This is a genomic window from Arthrobacter sp. SE2 (genome assembly GCF_058244265.1).
Window position 1 is genome coordinate 178,018 of record NZ_JBZAYA010000009.1, and the last position, 22,668, is coordinate 200,685.

The following is a 22,668-nucleotide window of genomic DNA, read 5'->3' on the forward strand; positions in this document are numbered from 1 at the left end:
AAGATCACCTGCCCGCCGAAAAACCCGGAAATCGGCAGAACTTTTTCATAGCGGACCGCTCCCGCCCAGCTCTGGCGTGCGTCGCCGAAGCAGACGAGAATGGCCTCGTGGTTCCCCCTCGTCCTGGCCGGGACAGCACCTTGATGAACCCCGCCGCCAGAAAGATTCAAAGCATCTTTCTCACGTTGACCCTTGGCAATACCCTTGCGGCCTCGTTCATTTGGGGGATCAATACCCTCTTCCTGCTGGATGCGGGACTCAGCAACCTCGAGGCCTTTGCAGCGAACGCCTTCTTCACGGCCGGGATGGTGGTCTTCGAAGTGCCGACTGGAGTGGTGGCCGATGGTTGGGGACGCCGCGTTTCGTTCCTTCTTGGCACTGTGACACTGGCCGGATCCACCTACCTCTACTTTCTGCTCTGGCAGCTTTCCGCCCCGTTCTGGTGGTGGGCCGTGGTATCGGTATTGCTCGGTCTGGGCTTCACCTTCTTCTCGGGTGCCGTGGAGGCCTGGCTCGTCGACGCGTTGCGCTTCACTGGATATGAGGGCGGCTTGGAGACGGTGCTCGGGCGCGGACAGATGGTGTCGGGTGCCGCCATGCTTGCGGGCTCAGTGGCTGGCGGGGTGATCGCGCAGGCCACCAACCTGGGAGTGCCGTTCCTGATCCGCGTCGGCGTGCTCCTCGCGATGTTCGTCGTGGCCTTCTTGCTCATGCGCGACGTCGGGTTCACCCCCGAACGCTCTGCCCATCCACTCAAGGCGACCCGCGCCGTCCTCGACGCCTCGATCGAGAACGGTTTGAAAAATCCACCCGTACGGTACGTGATGCTGGCAGCGCCGTTCAGTGCCGGCGTCGGGATCTATGTCTTCTATGCCCTGCAGCCGTACCTGCTGCAGCTCTTCGGCGACCCGCGCGCGTACTCCGTGGCCGGGCTAGCGGCGGCAATCGTGGCCGGAGCGCAGGTGGTGGGCGGATGGCTTGCACCGCGTATCCGGCGCCTCGTTCGCAAACGCACTACGGTGATGATTCTGAGTGGAGTGGTGAGCGCATCGATTCTGGTGGTTCTCGGGTTCACGAATGTCTTCTGGGTGGCCTTGGCGCTGTTGACGTTCTGGGCCATGGTCGACTCGGCGGCCACACCGGTACGGCAGGCCTACGTGAACGACATGATCCCGTCGAAGCAGCGGGCAACAGTGCTGAGCCTCGACTCGCTGATGGGATCAAGCGGTGGAGTGGTGGTGCAGCCGCTGCTCGGCCGGGCCGCCGATGTGTACGGCTACTCCGCCTCGCTCGCGATCAGCGGCGTTATCGAGTTGATCGCAGTGCCGTTCCTCCTGGCGAGTCGTCGGCAGGGCTCTTTGGCAGATCAGGCCAACGCCGCGATCGTCACATCCGAAACGGAACCCCGGCAGTCATAAGAATTGACCTACGGAAGCCGCGAAGCCCGGAGGAACGTGGCCTCGCCGGCCTTGTCAGGAACAAGCGGTACGGGACTAATTAGCACAGCTGGGCCACGATGCAGGGTGCCATCCGAAAGCGGTTGGCAGCGCACGCCCCCACGCCCGCGCATGGCGGCGTGTGCGCCCGGAGCCAGGACCTGGTCCATCCACGCGCAAGGGTGGGCCGGACGTCCGCCGCGGAACCCGACAACGCCGCCCCGCGATTCCAAGGCAAATTCTTCGCCCAGCAGGGGAGCCAGGTGGGCGCCCCCGAGGACGACATTTCGCCGCGTGAGCAGCGGGTCAAAGGGCGCGACGCCCAACTCAGCGGCCATCGTTTCGAGCGACTCGATGGCTATCAGGGTGACCGCTGCATCCATGTGCGCGGCCTTGCCGAAGAACCGGTCACCGACGATGCCCTTGCCGCTTACGACGTCGACCTGCTCGGCATCCGTGGTGGGCACCTCGGCGGCACCATCGCGTGCGCGGCCGAAGTAGGCGTGGCCGGATGACACGAGAAGATGCAGGATCTCCACGTCGTATCTGTAGCTTGCGGTCATGCCATAAGGCTATGCCTGTCCCGGAGTCAGCAACCCCGGGCGCTCAGGGAAATAGGAATGCCACGAGTACGTTTAGGAGTCAAAACATGCTCCCCCCATCACCCCACCGGCGACAAACCCGACGAGTAGAACGCTTCCGATTGAACCAAGCTTCGATTTGTTTGACATGGTTCACCCCTCAACGAAGTAGGCGTTTCATAATCAAATTATGCATAAGAAGCAAATTAGGGCAAGGGATTGTGCGAAACAGGTCGAGGGAATCGTTTGGTTATTCCCAAGTGGGAATAACCGATTACGTTTCTCTCGTATGTATCAATACTCAATCCATAGTCCGTCGCCACTCAATTTATGACTTTTGACCACTCAATTTCAGGTATCCATCACTCAATAGGAGCAAAAACTCTTGACATTAATGCGATTCTTATGATCGAGGATGTAGCCGGGGACTGAGCTGCGAAGGTGACCGAGGCGGCGGTTGACCGCCTCGGTCGGCCTCCTAGGCATGAACGGTTGTCGTCACGCCTACAGCGTCAGTAGGGTTCGATCCACTCAGCTCCAGAACTCGGAGAGCTGCCCGGCAAGGGCTCTGCCTTGCTCGTAACCCGCCTGGGCCGCGGGCGGACGCAGCGACAGATCCATGGCATTGGCCCCGAACATGTGCTCGGAGTTGCTGCCCGGGAAAATCGTTTCGACTCGGCTGCCGCCTGCGCGTAGTTCGTCGACCTGCGTCGCCAGATGCGTGCCCCACTCCAGTGGTTGCAAAGATCTGCCACCGAAGGGGGAGAGCACCAGAACCCGTCCGTATCCGGCTGCCAGATCGGCGTTCTCGGCGTTGGAGCGGTAACCGCCGTCGAGGTACCGCTTGTCTCCGATCCTGTAGGGCAAGCCGCTGGAACAGCTGGCTGCGATGGCGTCCACCAAGTCGACCCCGCTATGGCGGTCGAACGTGACCGATTCTCCGGTACGGGCATCGACCGCCGTGATGAGCACCGCTCGTTCCGGCCAGTGCTGGTTGGGTAGCCGGGTGGCGACGGTACTGCGCCATTGTGTTGACCAGGAGCCATCCGACGCCGCATCCATTTCGAGCGCTGCCTCGCCCAGTCGCCGGCGCATGTCGGCCGCGTTCTGGGCATCGGCGATGATCTTGTTGATCCGCTCCAGATGGTTCATCACCGGCCTGGCCGGTGCGCGTCCCTGTCCGGACCCGACCGGAAGGGACCGTTGCTGTGGGGCAGCGTCAAGGATGTTGGCGAATAGCTCGGTTGGGGTCGCGCCAGCAATCTGCGCCGCGGCCGTCGATCCGGCCGAGGTGCCGATGGTCAGGTCGGCGTCGGTCACATCGAGCCCGGCATCAAAGAGGCCGGCCATGACGCCGATCAGCCAGGCATTGCCTGTCGATCCGCCGCCGCCGAGGACCAGCGCCTGCTCGGGGGAGTGCAAAGGTAAAAAAGGTGTTGTGTTCATGGGAGTCGCCTTTCGCGAATTGCCTGTTTGGCGCTCCCGGTGGCGACTAAGTCAGTCGCGCGATCGTGGACTGCAGGGGAGCACCCATTGCGGATACTGCGTTCATGGGACTCACCTCCTGCTGATAGATCACGATCGCCGCAACGCTAGCACGCCCGCGACGCGGTGCGCAATCGTCGTCGGCACGTCAGTTCCAATGAATCCGCAGTAGGCCGCTTTCCCGAAATCTCACTGTTCGACGTAACCTTTTGGCCCGTCGCGGACAATACAGTGCATGGGGAACGTTGAATCTGATGAGCGGCCGCTCTGGGCGGAAAGCCTACAGGGCAACGGCGACGCTTTTGGGAAATTGTTCGACCGATACCGTGAGAGAGTCTTCCGTCACGCCTATCGGTTGACTGCCGACCGTCACGATGCTGAAGATGTTCTTGCCGCAGCGTTCCTGGAATTGTGGCGGAAGAGGCACCGGGTGCGCATCGTCGATGGTTCAGTTCTTCCATGGCTGCTTGTGACCACTACCAACGCGGCCAGGAACACGGCGAGATCTACCGCTCGGTACCGAAAGCTCTTGGCGTCAATCGAGCGAACACCGGAGCCCGCTGAGTCCAGTGAGGCGGCGTACTTGCAGAAGACCATCTCCGGGGATGCAGCCAAAGCCTTGGGAACGCTCGGCAAAGTCGATTTGCAACTGGTCAGTCTGGTGATTTTCGAGGGGTACTCGGTTGTTGCCGCTGCAGGGATCCTGAAAATGACTCCTGGGACCGCCAAAGTTCGGATGCACCGGGCGCGTCAGCGGATGAAAAGTGCGATCACCGGACCAGTTGATGCGAAATCCATTCCAGCTTTCGAAGGAGGCAAACGATGAACGGACTCCCTCTGGACGAGACGTTCAGCAAAGCATTGCGTGCAGAACTGGTTTGCCGAGTGCGGACTGCATCCCCCGTCCGCTCGCGGAAACGAATGCGGCGGCTGTGGATCGGGGGAGTCGCGTTGGCTGGCGCAGGAGTCCTGGGCGGCGTCGGTGCTGCGGCCGCCGGATTCCTCACAATTCCCGGCGGCGACCGCATCACCACGCTCGCCCCTGCCGTGACCGAAACGCACACCGGAACGGCATCCGTGACACTTGGCGTTCCACCGGTCGGAGCCAATGCAGTTGGGCTGGAGCTAACCTGCCTGACGCCGGGAAGATTTGAATACGAAGACGGAGCAAGCAGCACTTGCGCGGCCCCCGACGTCGGAACAAGCGCCAGCCGGTCCGGCTACACGATCAAGCTCATTCCCGGCCAACGCAGCGTGACGATCAAGACAGCTCCGGCAAACAGTTGGCGCCTCACAGCCAAATACATTAAGCGGGAAGCAACAGCGTGGGGCGTGAACCTTGGCGGGAATACGTTCGGTGCTGAGAACCAGAACGGCAGTCCTGACCTTGTTGCCGTGATGGCAAGCAATGGTCAGTCCGGGTACGCCTACAAAACGGACCTCGACGAAGCCGACGGGACGGCGGCAATGAAGACCTTCAAGAGCCCGGAGGATGCACTCGCCTGGCAAGAGGCCCGACGCGGAAAGTCATTTCCCGTACCTGTTTACGAGTCCGACGGCAAGACCATCATCGGGGAATTCGTGATCAGGTGAAGGCATCCATCGGGTCCCATGGCGGCGTCGGCATCAGGCGGATTCCCTAACCCTCCACAGGGAAGGCCACGCCTTCGCCCACCACTCGGAGGCACAGTTCCGTGCCGGGCCTGGTAATGGAAGCGTTCCAGTGGCGGATGGTGATGACCTCGCCGCCTCCCGGGTAGGTCCGGGTTGCACCCTCGGTGGCAACGCGCGGAGCGAGCTTGATCCGCACCGTGGTCTCGGGGCCGAAGTAGTCGGTGTCGACAACCACACCGCGGATGGGACCGTCGGGAGCGATCCGGATCTGTTCCGGGCGGAGCATCAATTGCACGAGGCCCTGCGCCGGGGGACGGCGTACGGGTATGCCGCCCAGGGAACACGTGGCCAGGGAGCCTTCCATCCACGCGTCCAGGATGACGGCATCACCGAGGAATTCGGCCGTTGCCCGGTCTGCGGGACGCGTGTACACAACGAACGGATTGCCGATCTGCGCCAGCTTGCCGCCGCGCATGATCGCCACCTGATCCGCGAAGGACAGGGCCTCGGCTTGATCGTGCGTCACCAGGATGGTGGTGACTCCGGCTTCGTTCAGGACCTTCGCCACGGCCCGCCGGGTGGCGACGCGGAGGCCGGCGTCGAGCGCGGAGAAGGGCTCGTCGAGCAGCATGAGTTGCGGTTCGCGGGCCAGGGCGCGGGCGAGTGCCACCCGTTGCTGCTGGCCTCCCGAGAGCTGGTGGGGCCGCCTCTTGGCCATGTCCGCATCGAGGGAAACCATGTCGAGCAGCTCCTGGACGCGCGTCTTCACGGCGCGGCGGCCGCCGTCGAGCGCTGATTTGTCCAGCCCGAACGCGATGTTCTGCCCCACCGTCAGGTGCGGGAAGAGCGCGCCGTCCTGGGCAACATAGCCGACGTGCCGCTTGTGGGCGGGCACCCAGATCCCGTTTCCGGCTACCGTGTTTCCGCTGAGGCTGATGGATCCGGTGTCCGGGTGTTCGAAGCCGGCGATGAGGCGCAACAAAGTGGTCTTGCCGGAACCGGAAGGCCCGACGATGGCGGTTGTTCCGCCCTTGGCCACGGAGAGGTTCACGCCCTTCAGCACGGCCTGGGATCCGAAGTTCTTGGTGACCTCGGCGATGTCCAGGTGCGTGTTGGTGGTGGGAGCCACCGAAGCCGCTACGCGGGGTGACGGAAGCCTTGAGGGGGATTGTTCGGTCACTGTCCGGCTACTTTCTTGGACTGTTGGAAAAGCAAGTAGGTCATGGGGGCAGACAACAGGATCATGAGCAGGGCGTAGGGTGCCGCGCCCGAATAGTCGATCTCGCTGCTCTTGCTCCAGAATTCGGTGGCCAGGGTGTGCGTGCCGTTCGGGGATAGCAGCAGTGTTGCCGTCAGCTCGTTGACGATGGCGAGGAACACCAGCGCGGCACCGCCGGCGGCGGCCGGAGCGGTGAGGCGCAGCGTCACTTTCAGGAAGGACACCAGCGGGGCCTTGCCGAGCGATTGCGCGGCCTCGTCGAGTTCCTTTGGAGCCTGGGCCAGTCCGGAGCGGATGTTGACCAGGGCCCGCGGCAGGAACAGCAGCACATAGGCAGCAATCAGGACCCCGGAGGTCTGGTACACGCCCGGGACCATTCGGATGCTCACGGTCACAAAGGCCAGGCCCACCACGATGCCGGGAAGGGAGCTGGTGACGTAATTGGAGAGTTCAAGCATCTTGCTGAACCAACTCGGGTGCCGCACGGCCAGATAGGCCATGGGGAAGCCGACGACGATTGTCGCCGCGGCGCCTACAATGCCATAAGCGAGGGTCTGGAGCAGCGCCGGAAGGAATTCGTCGGCTGACCAGACGCGGGCGCCACCGGCCACCACCCAGCGCAGGACAAAAAAGATCGGCAATCCGAAGGCCAAAACGGTGAGGGCAAGCAGGGCGAGCTGGGACGGAATCTGGTAGTGGTGCAGGGGAAGCTTGGTTGGCTTGGCCTGGGCGCCGGAACCGATGCGGGCGTAGCGCGCGTTACCGCGGCTCCTGACTTCGGCCAAGAGCAGGATGAGGCAGAAGAAGACCAGGACGCTTGCCAACATGTTTCCGGCTGTGCCGTTGAACGTGGATTGGAACTGGGTCATGATCGCGGTGGTGAACGTGTCGAAGCGGATCATCGCGAACGCGCCGTATTCAGCCAGCAGGTGCAGCGACACCAGGAGCGCGCCACCAGTCATGGCGATCCGTAGTTGTGGCAGGACAACCCGGAAGAAGATGGCCCATGGCCCCAAACCGAGGGAGGCCGCGGACTGCTCAATCGCGGGGTCGAGACGCCCCAGCGTCGCCGCCGCGGGAATGTAGACGAGCGGGAAATAGGACAGGGTGGCGATGAGTACGCCGGACCAGATGCCCTCCAGCGAGGGGACTGCGGTCACCCACGCATAGCTGTTGACGAACGCCGGGATGGCCAGCGGGGCTGCCAGGGCCACGGCCCACCAGCGATGCCCCCGCAGCTTGGTCCGCTCCACGAGCCACGCGCCACCGACTCCCAACACCAGGCATATGGGGACCGTGAAGACCACCAGCATGACGGTGTTGAGGAGCAGTTCGCCAACGCGCGGCCGGAAGATGAGCCCGACGGCGGTGTCCCACCCGGTCGCGGCCGTCATGTAAGCGACGTACCCGAGCGGGATGAGCGAAAACAGTGCGATCAGCACGGCCAGGAGAGATATTGCAGAAACGCCGAAAGGCGGGCGGGGGCGCTTGCCCCTGCCCGCCGTCGTCGTGCTCGCCGAAGCCTCGGGAACTTCCGGGGAGATGCGGGCCGATAGATCAGTGGTCACAGAATTACAGCAGTCCTGCCTTGGTCATCAGGTCGGTGACCTTTGCGGAGTTCAATTTGGCCGGATCCACTGTGGGAGCTTGCAGATCCTTGATGGGAACGAGTTTAGCGTTCGAGTCCACGTTGGAAGCGATGGCGTATTCGTAGGAGGTGCCGTTCTTGAGGACTTCCTGGCCCTGCTTGCCGGTAATGAACTTGATGAAGGCCTGGGCAGCTGCGGAGTTCTTGGAGGATTTCAGCACGCCGCCGCCGGAGACGGACAGGAAGGCGCCCGGGTCCTGGTTCTTGAAGAAGTACGGGGTGACCTTGTTGGAGTTCTCGCCGGTCTTGGCCTGATCGCCGTAGTAGTAATAGTGGTAGATCAACGCGGCGTCGACTTCGCCGGCGTTGACTGCCTTCATGGCAGTGCTGTTGCCCTTGTATGCCTTGAAGTTGTCCTTCATGCCCTTGAGCCACTCCGTGGTGGCGGCCTCGCCCTTTTGCTCAAGGAGTGCCGCAACGATGGCCTGGAAGTCAGCGCCCGACGGCGAAGCGGCCCACCGGCCCTTCCACTCCGGCTTGGCCAGGTCCAGCATCGACTTGGGCAGCTTGTCGTCGCTGATCTTCGTCTTGTCGTACACCAGGACGGTGGAGCGGGCGGCGATGCCTGTCCACTTGTTCGTGGACGGACGGTACGCGGCCGGGACCTGGTCCACTGTGGCCTTGTCGATGTCGGCGAAGAGGCCGGCGTTCTCAACCTGGGCCATGGCGGGGGAGTTCTCCGTGAGGAAGACGTCGGCCGGGGACGCCGCGCCTTCCTGGACGATCTGGTTGGAGAGCTCGGTGTCGGAACCCTGGCGGATGGTGACCTTGACGCCGGTCTGCTTGGTGAACGCGTCCACCCACTCTTTGGTCAGGGTGTCGTGCTGGGCGTTGTAGACGGTGATTTCGCCGGCCACTTTAGTGTCGGCGGAAGCGGAAGCGGAGTCTGTGGCTGCGGAGGAGGCGGTGCCGTTGCCGCAAGCAGTCAGGCTGAGGGCTGCAGTGGCGGCGAGTGCGATGCCGGCCAGCGCATTTGCGCGGATCTTCATGAGGGCTTCTTTCTGCGAGCAAATCCGAGGGAGCCCGGGGGAAGGAAATGCGGGCTCACAGCTTGAAACTTTAGGTTAGCCATACCTAAATTTCCATCCAGAACGCCCCATCGTGACCGGAATCACATGTATTACGCAAGATTTACGTGACCTAATGCGCGAGTGGGGATGTGTCGTCGTTTGAGCGAGTGCCTTGCGGCAGTCGATAAGCTGGCTCCATGCCCGGTCTCGCCGAATTCCTGCCGACCTTCCTCGGCGTCGGCATCCTGATGGTGGCCACGTTGGCACTGCTCTTGGTGTTCCGGACCCCGCACCCTTTCGCGCCTGCACTAGCCATCCTCCGCGGAGCCTTTCAGCTTGCCGCGATCAGCTTTGTGCTGGGCGGTGTGATCACCAGCCCGCTGTGGGTGGCCGTCGCACTTCTCGTGATGTTCGCAGTAGCCGCGATGAGTGCCACGCGACGCATTGGCTGGAGCCTGCCCCATTTGGGCCTGGTCAGCGGCTCTATGGCTGCTGGCATCGGAATAACGCTCGCCGTCATTTTCGCGACGGGAGCCATCGCGTTCACCCCCCGCTACGCGCTCGCGATCGGCGGGATCGTCATTGGCAACGGCATGACCATCGCGGTCCTGGCCGGCCGGCGCTTCAAGGAATCCGTTTACGAGCACTGGGAGGAAGTTGAGGGTTGGCTCGCGCTCGGCGCCACCCCGAGGCAGGCAACCCTTGATCTTGCCCGGCGGACCGTGTATTCGGCCCTGATCCCGTCAACCGATCAAACCAAGACGACAGGACTTGTCACCCTGCCCGGCGCCTTCGTCGGGGCCATCTTTGGTGGGGTTTCTCCCTTTGAGGCAGGCCGCTTCCAGATAGTAGTGCTCGCGGCAATCATGGCGGCAGGTTCCATTACCGCCGTCATGATCATCGGAATCCTCGCTCCGGTACGCGTGCGTCCGGCCACACTGCGCTGACACTGCCTAACGGGAGCCTGCCGCCGGCCGACAGTAGGAACTGAACCGCCATCCTACAAGCGCCCCCCTACCTAAAGCAGAAACGGCCCATGATCGTTGTCACCCGCCTGAACGGCACCCGCTTTGCCGTGAATCCGGACATCATTGAACGGATCCACGAAAGCCCGGACACCCATCTGGTGACGCTCGACGGCGCTACGTACGTTGTGCGGGAAAGCCTCGCGGAGGTCGTGGAACTGATTGCGAATTACCGGGCCTATATTCTTCGGCGGGCACAGGATCTCCCCACCGTGACGGGCTATCCCTTGAGCCTCGTGCGCACACCGGACCCGGACGGAAGGTAAGCCATGGATCCCTCAACAATAATCGGCCTGTTCCTGGCCTTCGGCTCGGTGGTCGCCATGGTGACCCTCGAAGACGCCAACCTCATGGCCCTCTTGCTTCCCGCGCCCATGGTCCTGGTTTTCGGAGCCACCCTGGCCGTAGGCCTGGCCGGGAACACGTTCCGCGATACCGTGCGGGCGTTCAAGGACCTCCCCAAGGCGTTCAAGGGAAAGACGGACAAGCCGCAGGACAGCATCGACCAGCTGATCGGCTTTGCCGAGAAGGCGCGGAGCGAGGGTCTTCTCTCGCTTGAAGAGGCGGCTGTGGACGAGAAAGATCCGTTCGTGGCCCGGGCCCTCCAGAACATCGCCGACGGCACCGATGCCGAAGAATTGCGCATCCTCATGGAGGACGAGATCGATTCCAAGATGCGCAGCGACCACGTCTCCGCCAAATTCTTCGCGAGCTTGGGCGGCTACGCGCCGACCATCGGCATTATCGGCACCGTGGTATCGCTGACTCACGTCCTTGAAAACCTCTCCTCGCCCGATCATCTGGGACCAATGATCGCCTCCGCTTTCGTGGCCACCCTCTGGGGTTTGTTGTCCGCGAACTTCATCTGGCTGCCGTTCGGCTCGCGGCTCAAGCGACTGTCCGAGCTCGAAATCGAACGCATGACCCTCCTGATGGAGGGCATGCTGGCGGTGCAGAACGGTACCCAGCCCCTCCTGCTCGCCGAACGGCTCCGCGCCATGGTTCCCCCGGACCGGCTCGGCAAGGCGAAATCCGCAAAGAAGAGCGACGACGACGAAGCCCGCCCCGGCAAATTCGCTTCGTCCAAGGCCGCATGAGGTCCCGGCGCCGCCGCGGTTCACCTCCGGCGGAAGAACACGTCGACGAACGCTGGATGGCTTCCTACATGGACATGGTCACGGTGCTCATGTGCATGTTCATCGTGCTCTTCGCAATGTCCACCGTGGACCAGGCCAAATTCGACAAACTCCGCAATTCGCTCGCCACGGGGTTCGGCACGGTGGTCAGCCAGAAGGTGGACACCGCCACCGGGACCGTCGTTCCGCCGGAATACACCAGCGCCGACGCCCAGGGATTCTCCAACTTGGACCTCGCACTCAAGGAAGCGGCCCGGCTCACCGCTTTGCGCGACGACATGAAGTCCAAGCTCGACGCCGCGGGGCTGGGGGCCAATGTGCAGTTCCAGATCAACGAACGCGGACTCACCGTGAAGCTCGTAGGATCGCAGACCTTCTTCGAACCCGACCGGCCGGAACTCACGCCCCGCGCGAGCCAGGTCCTTGGAATGATCGCCCCGACCATGGCGAAGGCGGCCCTTGAAATCATGGTGGAAGGGCACGCAGCCAACGGAGTCACCTCATACCCCTCCACGTGGGAGCTTTCTTCTGCGCGCTCCGTCAACGTCCTCAGGTACCTCGTCGACCATGGAGGCATTTCGGCTGGGCACATCGGCGCCGTTGCGTTCGGATCCGCCAGGCAGGTCAACGATGATTCCACCGAGGCGCTGATGGAACTCAACCGCAGGGTCGACGTCGTCGTCCTCTCGGACCAGCCCGAAGTGGTCCGCGCCCTGATCCCCGAGGCGCTCAAGGCGAGGGCCGGCGGCCAATAGCGGCCGGTGTGCTTGTCGCGGCCGGTCACGGGACGGCGTCGGGCACCATGGAAGTGACGAACGTGCCGAGGTACGCTCATGGCATGACCCCGGAAGACATCGCCCGGCTCACGTACTTGCGCAAGGCCCGCGACCTTATCGACCGCGAGTACGCCAAGCCCCTCGACGTACCCACCATGGCCAGCCATGCGTTCATGTCGCCGGCGCACTTCTCGCGGCAGTTCCGGGTCGCCTATGGCGAGACCCCCTACAACTACCTCATGACCCGCCGGATAGAGCGCGCGATGGCGCTCCTGCGCGGCGGAATGAGCGTGACCGACGCATGCATGGAAGTCGGTTGTACGTCACTTGGCTCATTCAGCTCGCGGTTCACTGAGCTCGTCGGGGTGCCGCCGAGCACATACCGCGCCCGCGAGCACCTGGCCGTGGCTGCCATGCCCGCGTGCGTGGCGAAGATCCGCACGCGGCCCAGCCGGAACGAAGCGAACAAGCGCCGGGAAGCGCTTGCGGTCGCCGCAGACTGACTCAGGCCGTAGCCGGCCACCACACAGCAGAGGTTCCGCCCCAGTGGGGCGGGACCTCTGCTGCGTCCGGGACGTCCACTAACCCAGGCAGGGCGCCACCGGAAATACGGGTCACATTTGATTTGCGGAAGTTACATGCCGTCACTGCCGCATTTGAGGATTATTCTGGAGCCATGCCAAATATTCGAGTATCTGAAGCAGCCCGATTCCTGGGCGTCAGCGACGACACCGTCCGGCGCTGGACCGAGAACGGCATCCTGACCCCGGTCAAGGATGATTCAGGCCGGCTAGCCGTGGATGGGCTGGAACTTGCCCACGTCGCGCGGGACCAGGCCCAGCTGCCCGAGGATCCAACCCGGGTGGGCCGCTCGGCGCGCAACCGCTTTGTCGGCCTGGTCACTGGCATCACGGCCGACAAGGTCATGGCACAAGTGGAACTGCAATGCGGTCCCTTCCGTGTCGTTTCCCTCATGAGCAGCGAGGCGGTCCGCGAGCTCGGGCTCGAACTCGGCTCGGTCGCCACAGCCGTGGTCAAGGCCACCACAGTCATCATCGAAACACCCCAAGGAAAGAGCACCATATGAGGATCATCCCCAAACCTTTCGCCGCGGTGCTCGTTGCCGGCGCCCTCGCGGCCAGCATGACCGGATGCGGTTCAAGCACTCCCGCCGGCACCGCAAACAGCGGATCCGCCAGCGCAAGCGAAACACCAAAGCTCTCCGGTACGGTGACGGTCTACGCGGCTGCCTCGCTGAAAGCAACGTTCACCAAGCTGGCCAGCGAATTCGAAGCTGCGAACCCGGGTACAAAAGTGGCACTGAGCTTCGCCGGGTCTTCTGACCTCGTCACCCAGATCACCCAGGGCGCTCCGGCGGACGTCTTTGCCTCGGCCGACACGAAGAACATGGGCAAGCTTTCCGACGCTAAGCTGCTTGACGGAACGGCCAAGAACTTCGCCACCAACGTCCTGACCATCGCCGTCCCGCCGTCCAACCCGGCGTCGATCAGTTCCTTCGCGGACCTCGCCAAGCCGGGTGTCAAGGTGGTCGTCTGCGCCAGCCAGGTACCCTGCGGCTCCGCCGCCCAAACCATCGAAAAGGCCACTGGCACAACCCTGAAGCCCGTCAGTGAAGAGTCTTCCGTGACTGACGTCCTGGGCAAGGTCGCCTCAGGGGAGGCCGACGCCGGACTCGTCTACGTCACCGACGTCAAGGGCGCGGGGGACAAGGTCAAGGGCATCACTTTCCCGGAGTCGGACAAGGCCGTCAACACCTACCCGATCGGTACCGTCGGCACCAGCAAGAACAAGGACCTGGCTGCCGCGTTCATCGCGTTGGTGACGGGAAACGAAGGCAAGAAGGTGCTCGGCAACGCCGGCTTCGGAACGCCTTAACCCACCGGAAAGAAGCGAGCAGGATTCGAGAAGCGCAGCTCAACGCCCCGGACTAACGTCGTTGCCATGACTATTTCACTGCAGTACTCACATATCACTGTCAACGATCCCGACGAAGCCCTCACCTTCTACCGGGACGCCCTCGGCCTCGACGTGCTCAACGACGTCGCGCAAGGCGGATTCCGGTGGGTGACGCTCGGCAGCGCGGACCAGCCGGGTGTTGAAATCGTGCTTTCCGAACCGCACGCTGGCCGGTCCAAGGCCGACGGCGACTCCCTTCAGGAGCTGCTCACCAAGGGCGTCCTGGGGCCGATCGTCTTCCGCTCCGACGACGTCGACACGCTCTTCGAGAAGGTCCGGGCTTCCGGCGCGGAGGTCATGCAGGAGCCGATCGACCAGCCGTGGGGTCCCCGCGATTGCGCCTTCCGCGATCCTTCGGGCAACATGGTGAGGATCAACCAGGCGCCGGCCGCGTAGCTTGCGCCTGAGTTCCTGGGTGTGGCCCCGGGCCACACCCAGGAAGTCACCGAAAAACTAGTCCCTTACGCCCGCACTTTCCTTGCCGATAGTGGCAACCGTGAGTGAACAGGAAGATCAATCGGCGGTACGGCAGCGCACCGTGGACGTCTATGACTTCCGCAGGCCCACCACCTTGCCGCGCCAGCACAGCCGTGTCCTGGAAGTCGCCTTCGAGACGTTCGCCCGCCAATGGGGGACACAGCTCACGGCCAAGGTCCGCGTGAAGTCCACCGCGACCCTGGAACAGCTCATCATGCAGAGCTACGACGAATATGCCGCTTCCCTCCCTTCGGTCACCTCGATGGTCCTGTGCCGCATTGAGGGCAGCGAGTCGCGCCTGGTCATGCAGTTTCCTGCCACGGCGGCATTGTCCTGGGTCACCCGAATGTTGGGTGGGGCCAGCGAGACGGCGGTCCCGGATCGTAAGTTCACCCAGATCGAGCAGGCCCTCATCAGCCGCATGGTGGAAGACGGACTGGAGGACCTGAGCTATTCGCTTGGCGCCCTGCTGACCACCCCTGTGCGCATGGACGTTATCCAGTACAACTCCCAGTTCGCCCAAGCTGCGGCTCCGGCAGAGCTCATGATCGTGGCCTCCTTCACCGTGAAGGTGGGCGAAAGCCTTGCCGCAGCCAGCCTCGCGATTCCCGCCGACATCCTCCTTTCCGGGCTCGGTGACGTGAATCCCACTGTCCACAGCCGCGACGCCGAGGCACTGGTCCGCGCCCAGGTCACCCAGGTGCCGGTGGACGTCGCCATCCAGTTGAGCCCCACTCCGGTGACGCCCGCGCAGATCCTGGGCCTCGCCGTCGGGGACGTCATTCCGCTGCCGCACCTGGAGAACCGGCCGTTCGACGTCGCCATCAACGGCACCCGCCTGGCCACCGCAGCACCGGCCCGCAACGGCTCCCGTGCAGCCGCCGTCATCGTCACAATCGAGGAGAACCAGCGATGAGCATCACCCTGACCCTGCACGAGTCCGCGGCCGAGCGTTTGGCGATGCAGCTGCCCACTCCTGCCACGCTGCACGTCTCAGGCATCGTCCCGCCCCAAGCCGCTGCGCCATATGCACCCCTCGCAATCACGGCCACTTTCGTGGGCGCCGTGACCGCGGACTTCGCGCTCATCCTCACGGACCGTTCCTTCCTGGCCGCTGCCGGCGGCACCCAGCAAGGACACTCCGCGGTTGTGTCGGCCATTGACGTCCTGCGTCCGGCGATGGAACAAGCAGCCGAGGCGTTCGACGCCGGCGTGCTGGGGGAGTTGCGCGAAGAAGACGCCGCCGGGCTGCTGTCCGACTCCGAAACCGCTGTTTTTGAATTGCGCCAATCTCCCGCGTCCGGCGGCGGGCAGGCATTCGGCTGGTTCGCCGTCAGGGTCCGCGAACACGGGACCGTGCAGGACGCGGCTGCCGCACGGAACGCCCAGGCGGGTGCCGTTTCGTCACGCCTTGGATTGATCAGCAACGTCGAAATGGCGCTCACCGTGGAAATCGGCCGCACCCGCATGTCCGTGCGCGACGCCCTCGCCCTGGAACCGGGCAAAGTGATCGAACTGGACCGCTCGGCCGGTGCGCCTGCGGACGTCCTCCTCAACGGACGGCTGATCGCCCACGGTGAAGTGGTCGTCGTGGACCAGGACTATGCAGTGCGCATTACCCGCATCCTGGACGTCGCCGAGGGAATCTACTAGATGGATTCGCTCATCCTCGGGCTGCGCGTGCTCGTGGCCTTGGGTGCGGTGCTGGGGCTCATTTGGGTCCTGCAGCGCCGCCTTCTCAAAGGAAAGGCCAAGGGCCGACGCCGGGCCAACACCACGCTGACGGTGGTCAGTCGGCAGAGTGTCGGACAAAAGGCCTCCGTAGTGGTGGTCGACGCTGGCGACAAGCGCTTCCTTTTGGGTGTCACCGAGCACGCCATCAACGTCCTGCACAGCAGCGACGTCCCCGTGGAGGTTCCGGAGACCGCTCCTGCGCCCGAGAGTTTCGCCGACATCTTCCGCGACGCCGGTGGCGCGTCACTTGCGGACAACGGGCCACAAGCCGGTGCATTTCAAGGCAGTGCACCCCAAACCGCTGCACTCCAAGGCAGTAGACTCACACGCCGCAGCGAGATCCACCGCCGCAGCGAACTGGACAAACCACAACCAATGCACGGTTCCATCCTTGCCGGTTCCACCTGGCGGCAGGCCGCCGAGGCCATCAGGGGACGCCGGAATTGATTCTGACCCTTGGGCCTGCCGATGCCCGCCGCACCGGCAGGACATTGCTTGCAGTGCGCAGGACGCTTCCCGCCGTGCTCTGCATTCTATTGCTGACGGCGTTTTTCCTGTGGTTGGGCGCGTCCGCTGGCCACGCGGCACCGGTCACCCCCACACCACCAACGGCGCCCGTACTTCCCACCGCGCCGGCGCAGCCGTCGAACGGCAACGTCAGCATCAACATCAATGGGCTGGACGGAAAGCCGTCCACTGCGGTAGTGACCCTGATCGGGATCACGCTGCTCTCCGTCGCTCCTGCCCTGCTTCTCATGATGACCTCTTTCACCAAGATCTTCGTGGTGCTGGCCATGACCCGAAACGCCTTGTCCCTCCCGTCCATCCCGCCCAACCAGGTACTGGCCGGGCTGGCGCTCTTCTTGTCCCTGTTCGTGATGTGGCCCGTGATCTCGGAGATCAACAACGTCGGGATCCAGCCCTACCTGAACGGAACGCTGGACTTCAACGGAGCCGTTTCGGCCGGATCCGCGCCGCTCCAGCACTTCATGGTGTCCCACACCCGGCAAGAAGACATTGCCCTCATGACCCGCGCGGCCAAACTGGACAATCCGGCCAATCCGCAATCGGTTCCGCTGCAGACCCTTATCCCGGCGTTCATGATCTCCGAGCTCCGGGCAGCGTTCATCATCGGTTTCGTCATTTTCATCCCGTTCCTGGTGATCGACCTTGTGGTCTCGGCCGCGCTGATGTCCATGGGCATGATGATGCTTCCGCCGGTGATGATCTCGCTGCCCTTCAAGATCCTGCTTTTCATCCTCGTGGACGGCTGGGGATTGGTGATCACCGCCCTGATCCAGAGCTATTCGAGCGGCTGATGAATACCAACGCAGTCCTGGACATTTGCCTTCAGGCCCTGATCCTCGCGGCCAAGCTGGCCGCGCCGGCCTTGGTGACCGCGCTCGTGGTGGGCCTCGCCATTTCCCTCCTGCAGTCCATCACCCAGCTTCAGGAAGCCACTCTCTCCTTCGTGCCCAAGGCAGTCGCCGTGGCGGTGGCCTTGGTGGTGTGCGGGCACTGGATGATCACTGAGGCCGTCTCCTTCACCAATGAGCTCTTTGCCCGGATACCCGCGCTGATCGGCGGAGCGTGAAGTGGAGCTGCCCTTCAACCAGTCCTGGCTTGAGGTCCTGTTGCTGGCCTCCGTCCGGATGACGGCGTTCCTGGTGGTGGCCCCGCCCTTCTCGCACCAAGCAATTCCGCTGCGCATCAAAGGCATGCTGGGCATCGGTTTGGGGCTGGCCGTTTCCCAACGTCTCTCCGATGGCTACACCTCCAAAGACACCGCTGGTTTCATCACGGCCGTGGTCCTTGAGCTCGTGACCGGACTGGTCCTTGGCTTCCTCGTTCTGCTCGTCTTCGCGGCCATCCAATCGGCCGGCAGCCTGATAGACCTCTTCAGCGGTTTCCAGATGGCCCAGGGCTTCGATCCCCAGATGATGATCAACGGCGCCCAATTCACCCGGTTGATGCAGATGGCCGCCCTGGCACTGCTTTTCGCCTCGGACGGCTACCAGCTGGTGATCGGCGGCCTGACCGGGAGTTTCACGGCGTTGCCGCTGGCCGGGGGAGTGGATCTGGCACAGCCTGTACACGCGATGATTTCCGCGGTCACGGGGATGTTCCTTTGCGCAGTGCAAATCGCCGGGCCGCTCCTGGTGGTGCTGGTACTAGCCGATATCGGGCTGGGGCTCCTCACCCGGGTGGCGCCCGCCCTGAATGCCTTCGCCCTGGGCTTCCCGCTCAAGGTCTTGATCACCTTGGGGCTCGCAGGGTTCCTGTTCCTGGCACTGCCGCGCCTCGTTGCCATGCTCGCCGAGCAGGCGGCGAACACACTGATGGGGGTGGGCTGATGTCGGATTCACAGGAGAAAACCGAGCAAGCCACTGACAAGCGGATGCGGGAAGTCCGGTCCAAAGGGCAGCTTTCCCGCTCGCAGGACCTCACAGCCTGGCTCGCCGTCGGATCCGCGGCAGCCATGATCCCGTCCACTATCGAGCGTGCCTCCAACGCTGCGGCGGACCAACTGTTCACCGTCCGCGGAGTCATCGCGAACCCCGATCCTGCCAAAGCCGTCGCGGCGCTCGAAGCCGGGTTCGGTTCCCTCGCCCAGGTGCTGGGGCCCTTGTTCGTGGTGGTCATGGTGGTAGTGCTGGCTGGATCCGCGCTGCAGGGCGGCATCCACTTCAAAAAGTTCCGCGCTGAGTTCGAACACTTCAACCTTCTCAGCGGCCTCAAGCGGATCTTCGGCGCCCAGGCACTGTGGGGCGGCCTGAAAGCGCTCCTGAAGACCTCCGTCGTCGGGCTTGTCCTCTACGCCGTTGTGCAGGGGCTCATCCCGGTGCTGCTCACCGCCGGGGGACTGCCGGTGTCCGGCATCCTTTCGGCAGCGGCCGGAGGCATAGGTTCGTTGATCCAGTTCGCCGTACTGGCGGGCCTTGTCCTTGCTGCCGCGGACATCTTCGTGGTCATGCGCCGCAACCGCAAGAAGACGCGCATGTCCAAGAAGGAAATCAAGGACGAAAACAAGAACAGCGACGGCGATCCTCTCATCAAGTCCCAGCGGCGCTCGCGCCAGTTGAGCATGAGCCGGAACCGCATGATCGGCGCGATCGCGGACGCCGACGTCGTGATCGTCAACCCGACGCACGTCGCCGTAGCACTGAAGTACGACGCCGGCAAAGCGGCACCACGCGTCGTGGCCAAGGGAGCGGGGGTGATCGCTGCCCGTATCAGGGAAGAGGCGGAGGCGAAGTCGGTCCCGATGGTCCAGGACATCCCTCTGGCGAGGGCGCTGCACTCGGCCTGCGAATTGGGCCAGGAAATCCCTGTCGAGCTCTACCGGGCCGTGGCTGGAGTCCTGGCGTTCGTCATGTCGCTCAAGGCCAGGGGAGCGGCACGCGGAATGCACCGCTTGCCGGGCGTGGCGGGAACCACGGCCGGAGCGCCCGCATGAGCCGGCACCGCAGCCCCCGAACCGCACGCAGCAACCACCCCACTCCGGACAGGACACAGCAATGAACAGATTCGCCAGGCTCACCGTGCCGGTGGGAATCGTGGGCATCGTACTGCTGCTGGTGGTTCCCGTGCCTGCGCCGCTGCTGGACTTCCTGATCGTCTGCAACATCCTGCTGGCCCTGTTGATCCTGCTCACCAGCATGTTCGTCAAGAAGCCCCTGGACTTCTCCGTCTTCCCGTCCTTGTTGCTCGTGGCCACGCTGTTCCGGCTAGGGCTCAACGTCGCGTCCACCCGGCTCGTGCTGGGGCAGGGATTCGCCGGACAAGTGATCGACGCTTTCGGCAAGGTCACCGTGGGTGGCTCCATGATCATCGGCGCCGTGGTGTTCCTGATCCTGGTGGTCATCCAGTTCGTGGTGGTCACCAAGGGCGCCGAACGCGTCGCCGAGGTGGGGGCAAGGTTCACGCTGGACGCCATGCCGGGCAAGCAGATGGCCATCGACGCCGACCTCAACGCCGGCCTTATCACTGACGCCCAGGCCCGCAAGCGCCGCGCAGAGGTGTCCGCGGAGGCCGACTTCTACGGCGCCATGGACGGTGCCTCGAAGTTCGTCAAGGGCGATGCGATCGCGGGCATCATCATTATCATCATCAACTTCGTTGGCGGCATTGCCATCGGCGTGCTGCAGCGCGGCATGAACGTGGGCGACGCGCTGAACTCCTACGGACTGCTGACCATGGGCGACGGGCTCGTCACCCAGATCCCTGCCCTCCTCATGGCCGTGTCCACGGGCATGATCGTCACCCGGTCCAACGCCGAAGAAGACATGGGCCGGACGGCCTCCTCTCAGCTCATGCAGTCGCCCAACGCCTTGCTTATCGCAGGATTGGCCGCAGTGGCCATGGCACTCATCCCCGGCATGCCCATCGTGCCCTTCCTGCTGGTGGGCGCTGCCCTGCTGTTCGGCTCGCGCCGCCTCGCGGCGCAGCAGAAGCAGCAGAGTGAGGCGGAGGACGCCCAGGAAGCAGCCACCCTGAGCTCCGAAGAAGACCCCAACGAGCGGCTCATGCAGGACATGCGGGTCCACCCCGTCGAGATCCTGTTGGCTCCGGACCTGGTCGACATGGTCTCGGGCGCCTCGGACGACCTCCTGGCCCGCGTCCGCTCCTTGCGCCACAAGATCGCCATGGAGTTGGGGATCGTGATTCCGCCCGTCCGCACGCGCGACAACGTCGAGTTGCCGCCGGCCACCTATGCCATCCGCATTGCCGGAGTGGAAGCCGGACGTGGCACGGCGCCGTCGGGCAAGTTGCTTGCCCTCGGCGATTACCTTGACGCACTGCCGGGCACCTCCACGGTGGAGCCGGTCTTCGGGCTGGCCGGAAAATGGATTCCCAGCGAGATGCGCCACAGCGCCGAAATGACGGGGGCAACTGTGATCGACCGGGTTTCCGTGCTGGTGACCCACTTGTCGTCGATCGTGTCCGCCAACGCCGCAAGGCTCCTCACCCGCGAGGACGTCAGGGTGCTGACGGAGGGCGTGCGCAAGCAGAGCCCCGCCGCCGTCGAGGAACTCATTCCCGGGCTCATGTCCTTGGCCGAGGTGCAGCGGGTGCTGCAGGGACTCCTCGAAGAACAGGTCCCCATCAACGATCTTCCCCGCATTTACGAAGCCCTTGCCCTCCGTGCCAAGGTTTCCACCGAGCCCGAGGCTTTGGTGGAAACCGCCCGGCAATCCCTGGGGCCCGCGCTTGCAGCCAAGTTCCTGGATGGCACGGTGCTCAATGTGATCATGATCGATCCGCTCCTGGAACAGTCCATGCTCGAAGACATGCGCCCGGCCGAAGGGGGTACCCAGATCGTCATGAGCCAAGCCCGACTGGATGCCGTCCTGGCCTCTGTGCAGTCTTCGGTTGAGGCCGCGGCAAATGCAGGACGGCAAGCTGTCCTGGTGTGCGCCCCGGCGTTGCGGCCCGCGGTCCGGCGGCTCGTGGCTGCTCCCGACGGCGGTGTTCCCGTGTTGTCCTACCGCGAAGTGACGTCCGCGAACCTCCAGATCGAAACCGTGGGGGTGGTCCGCCATGCCGAAGCAATACAAGCTTAAGGGCACGTCCCTGGAGGCCATCCGGGTGAAAGCCGAGCAGCAGTACGGCCCCGGAGCGCGGATCGTCTCCGCCGAGAAAGTCACTAATCCGGGGATCGCCGGGCTCTTCGCAGCCAATCGCTACGAGGCCACCATCGAAGTTCAGGCAGAGGGTTCCACCCAACTAGCTAGCAATAGTTGTCGTTTTGAGGGCTCAGAACGACAACAACTGCGAGCTAGTTGGGATGCCCAGGTTGCTGGGGAGGCGCACGCGTTGCAGGGGCCCGCGATCGCCGCGCTCCTGGAGCAAGCCGACGCGGCCGAGATGGACCTGCACCGGCCCGAGGCAGCTATTTCAACCGCCTCCCCGGATTTCGCGGGGATATTGGAGCAGTTGGGGAAGGAGTTCCAGGCGCCGGTCTCTGGACCGCAAACGCAAGGGATGCTGACCGCGTTGCCAGCCGCCGCCGTCGGGCACGCCGTTCCTATGCCCGTACCGGTGCCACTTGCCGGCGGCGGTAACCTCATCATCCTGCTTGGCCTCGGCGACGACGCCTTGGGACCAGCGCTGGAAATGTCCATCGCCGAGGGCGGTTCCGATGTCCGGACAGCCGGAGCGCTGACTGCCTTCGGGCACCTCCACGTGGCGGGGCGCCAGGGCGCGACGGCGGCGCGCGCCCAAGCTGTGCTCACCGGCCAAACCGTGCTGGTGGCGTATGGACTCGGCAGGCAAGGCGAAACCCTGAGGCACGCGGCGGGCATCGCAGCCCTCGCCGCAGACCAGTTGTGGCTGGTTGTTGACGCTGGGCGGAAAGCGGAAGACACGGCAGCTTGGGTCCGCGCCCTTTCCGCCGCTCTCGCCGCCGAACGTGTCCGTGTCGACGCCCTCGATGTTTTCGGCGCGTCGGAAACGGGAAGTCCCGAGACAGTCAACGGGCTCGGCCTTCCCATCGGGTGGGTGGACGGCAAGCCCGCCCGCGTTGCCGTGCTCGGAAAGGTAGATTGAG

25 protein-coding genes are annotated in these 22,668 nt (G+C 63.9%); 20 read left to right on the plus strand and 5 right to left on the minus strand.

Annotated elements, in window-relative coordinates; translation table 11 throughout:
- Positions 1-143: 143 nt before the first annotated feature.
- Positions 144-1,418 carry an MFS transporter gene (locus tag AC4CS3_RS14335; RefSeq protein ID WP_490784054.1) on the plus strand — a complete coding sequence of 425 codons (1,275 nt, stop codon included), beginning with the start codon at positions 144-146 and terminating at the stop codon, positions 1,416-1,418.
- A gap of 8 nt (positions 1,419-1,426) precedes the next feature.
- On the opposite strand, the gene AC4CS3_RS14340 is transcribed toward AC4CS3_RS14335, so the two are convergent.
- Entirely contained in the window at positions 1,427-1,999 is a 573-nt protein-coding gene (locus AC4CS3_RS14340) for an MOSC domain-containing protein (protein WP_490784021.1), read from the minus strand.
- A gap of 549 nt (positions 2,000-2,548) precedes the next feature.
- Positions 2,549-3,463, minus strand: coding sequence for a patatin-like phospholipase family protein (locus tag AC4CS3_RS14345; protein ID WP_490784022.1), 915 nt, complete (start codon positions 3,461-3,463; stop codon positions 2,549-2,551).
- Between the two features lie 274 nt (positions 3,464-3,737).
- Here AC4CS3_RS14345 and AC4CS3_RS14350 point away from each other — a divergent pair, with 274 nt between their 5' ends.
- Both AC4CS3_RS14350 and AC4CS3_RS14355 read left to right on the plus strand, forming a co-directional pair.
- Positions 3,738-4,328, plus strand: coding sequence for an RNA polymerase sigma factor (locus AC4CS3_RS14350; protein ID WP_490784023.1), 591 nt, complete (start codon positions 3,738-3,740; stop codon positions 4,326-4,328).
- Positions 4,325-5,095 (plus strand): peptidase M56 family protein, encoded by a 771-nt coding sequence (locus AC4CS3_RS14355; protein WP_490784024.1) that lies wholly within the window; start codon positions 4,325-4,327, stop codon positions 5,093-5,095. Before AC4CS3_RS14350 ends, AC4CS3_RS14355 begins: the two co-directional genes overlap by 4 nt.
- Before the next feature lie 46 nt (positions 5,096-5,141).
- On the opposite strand, the gene AC4CS3_RS14360 is transcribed toward AC4CS3_RS14355, so the two are convergent.
- Genes AC4CS3_RS14360 through AC4CS3_RS14370 form a run of 3 tightly spaced genes read right to left on the minus strand, consistent with a single transcriptional unit; the run spans position 5,142 to position 8,972 of the window.
- Positions 5,142-6,296: an ABC transporter ATP-binding protein gene (locus tag AC4CS3_RS14360; RefSeq protein ID WP_490784025.1), complete on the minus strand. Its 1,155-nt coding sequence runs from the start codon at positions 6,294-6,296 to the stop codon at positions 5,142-5,144.
- Positions 6,293-7,903, minus strand: a complete 1,611-nt coding sequence (locus tag AC4CS3_RS14365; protein WP_490784026.1) for an ABC transporter permease — start codon at positions 7,901-7,903, stop codon at positions 6,293-6,295. Before AC4CS3_RS14365 ends, AC4CS3_RS14360 begins: the two co-directional genes overlap by 4 nt.
- A 4-nt stretch (positions 7,904-7,907) precedes the next feature.
- Entirely contained in the window at positions 7,908-8,972 is a 1,065-nt protein-coding gene (locus tag AC4CS3_RS14370; protein ID WP_490784027.1) for an iron ABC transporter substrate-binding protein, read from the minus strand.
- 218 nt (positions 8,973-9,190) lie between these two features.
- Between AC4CS3_RS14370 and AC4CS3_RS14375 the strand changes: the two genes are divergently transcribed.
- The 17 genes from AC4CS3_RS14375 (at position 9,191) to AC4CS3_RS14455 (ending at position 22,667) form a co-directional block, all read left to right on the plus strand.
- Positions 9,191-9,940, plus strand: a complete 750-nt coding sequence (locus AC4CS3_RS14375; protein ID WP_490784028.1) for an ABC transporter permease — start codon at positions 9,191-9,193, stop codon at positions 9,938-9,940.
- An 89-nt stretch (positions 9,941-10,029) separates the two neighbouring features.
- Positions 10,030-10,284: a flagellar FlbD family protein gene (locus tag AC4CS3_RS14380; RefSeq protein ID WP_269994903.1), complete on the plus strand. Its 255-nt coding sequence runs from the start codon at positions 10,030-10,032 to the stop codon at positions 10,282-10,284.
- 3 nt (positions 10,285-10,287) lie between these two features.
- A complete protein-coding gene (locus AC4CS3_RS14385) occupies positions 10,288-11,115 on the plus strand; it encodes a motility protein A (RefSeq protein ID WP_490784029.1) in 828 nt (275 codons plus the stop codon).
- The gene (locus AC4CS3_RS14390; RefSeq protein ID WP_490784030.1) at positions 11,112-11,909 is read left to right on the plus strand and encodes an OmpA/MotB family protein; all 798 of its coding nucleotides are present in this window, start codon (positions 11,112-11,114) and stop codon (positions 11,907-11,909) included. Before AC4CS3_RS14385 ends, AC4CS3_RS14390 begins: the two co-directional genes overlap by 4 nt.
- 83 nt (positions 11,910-11,992) lie before the next feature.
- On the plus strand, positions 11,993-12,433 hold the full coding sequence (locus tag AC4CS3_RS14395) for a helix-turn-helix transcriptional regulator (protein ID WP_490784031.1): 441 nt from the start codon (positions 11,993-11,995) through the stop codon (positions 12,431-12,433).
- 173 nt (positions 12,434-12,606) lie between these two features.
- A complete protein-coding gene (locus AC4CS3_RS14400; protein WP_059388228.1) occupies positions 12,607-13,017 on the plus strand; it encodes a TOBE domain-containing protein in 411 nt (136 codons plus the stop codon).
- Positions 13,014-13,826: a molybdate ABC transporter substrate-binding protein gene (gene modA, locus AC4CS3_RS14405; RefSeq protein ID WP_490784032.1), complete on the plus strand. Its 813-nt coding sequence runs from the start codon at positions 13,014-13,016 to the stop codon at positions 13,824-13,826. The genes AC4CS3_RS14400 and modA overlap by 4 nt, the downstream gene beginning before the upstream one ends.
- Positions 13,827-13,892: 66 nt before the next feature.
- Positions 13,893-14,303 (plus strand): VOC family protein, encoded by a 411-nt coding sequence (locus AC4CS3_RS14410; protein ID WP_490784033.1) that lies wholly within the window; start codon positions 13,893-13,895, stop codon positions 14,301-14,303.
- A 100-nt stretch (positions 14,304-14,403) separates the two neighbouring features.
- Positions 14,404-15,300: a flagellar motor switch protein FliM gene (locus AC4CS3_RS14415; protein WP_490784034.1), complete on the plus strand. Its 897-nt coding sequence runs from the start codon at positions 14,404-14,406 to the stop codon at positions 15,298-15,300.
- Positions 15,297-16,037, plus strand: a complete 741-nt coding sequence (gene fliN, locus AC4CS3_RS14420) for a flagellar motor switch protein FliN (RefSeq protein ID WP_490784035.1) — start codon at positions 15,297-15,299, stop codon at positions 16,035-16,037. Before AC4CS3_RS14415 ends, fliN begins: the two co-directional genes overlap by 4 nt.
- Positions 16,038-16,565 carry a flagellar biosynthetic protein FliO gene (gene fliO / locus AC4CS3_RS14425; protein WP_490784036.1) on the plus strand — a complete coding sequence of 176 codons (528 nt, stop codon included), beginning with the start codon at positions 16,038-16,040 and terminating at the stop codon, positions 16,563-16,565.
- 2 nt (positions 16,566-16,567) lie between these two features.
- Complete coding sequence (gene fliP, locus AC4CS3_RS14430; RefSeq protein WP_490784055.1) at positions 16,568-17,437, plus strand: flagellar type III secretion system pore protein FliP; 870 nt, start codon at positions 16,568-16,570, stop codon at positions 17,435-17,437.
- Positions 17,437-17,712 (plus strand): flagellar biosynthesis protein FliQ, encoded by a 276-nt coding sequence (fliQ, locus tag AC4CS3_RS14435; protein WP_490784037.1) that lies wholly within the window; start codon positions 17,437-17,439, stop codon positions 17,710-17,712. The genes fliP and fliQ overlap by 1 nt, the downstream gene beginning before the upstream one ends.
- Position 17,713: 1 nt before the next feature.
- On the plus strand, positions 17,714-18,472 hold the full coding sequence (locus AC4CS3_RS14440) for a flagellar biosynthetic protein FliR (RefSeq protein ID WP_490784038.1): 759 nt from the start codon (positions 17,714-17,716) through the stop codon (positions 18,470-18,472).
- Complete coding sequence (locus AC4CS3_RS14445) at positions 18,472-19,575, plus strand: EscU/YscU/HrcU family type III secretion system export apparatus switch protein (protein WP_490784039.1); 1,104 nt, start codon at positions 18,472-18,474, stop codon at positions 19,573-19,575. Before AC4CS3_RS14440 ends, AC4CS3_RS14445 begins: the two co-directional genes overlap by 1 nt.
- Positions 19,576-19,636: 61 nt before the next feature.
- On the plus strand, positions 19,637-21,682 hold the full coding sequence (locus tag AC4CS3_RS14450) for a flagellar biosynthesis protein FlhA (RefSeq protein WP_490784040.1): 2,046 nt from the start codon (positions 19,637-19,639) through the stop codon (positions 21,680-21,682).
- Positions 21,660-22,667: a hypothetical protein gene (locus AC4CS3_RS14455; protein WP_490784041.1), complete on the plus strand. Its 1,008-nt coding sequence runs from the start codon at positions 21,660-21,662 to the stop codon at positions 22,665-22,667. The genes AC4CS3_RS14450 and AC4CS3_RS14455 overlap by 23 nt, the downstream gene beginning before the upstream one ends.
- Position 22,668: the final 1 nt, after the last annotated feature.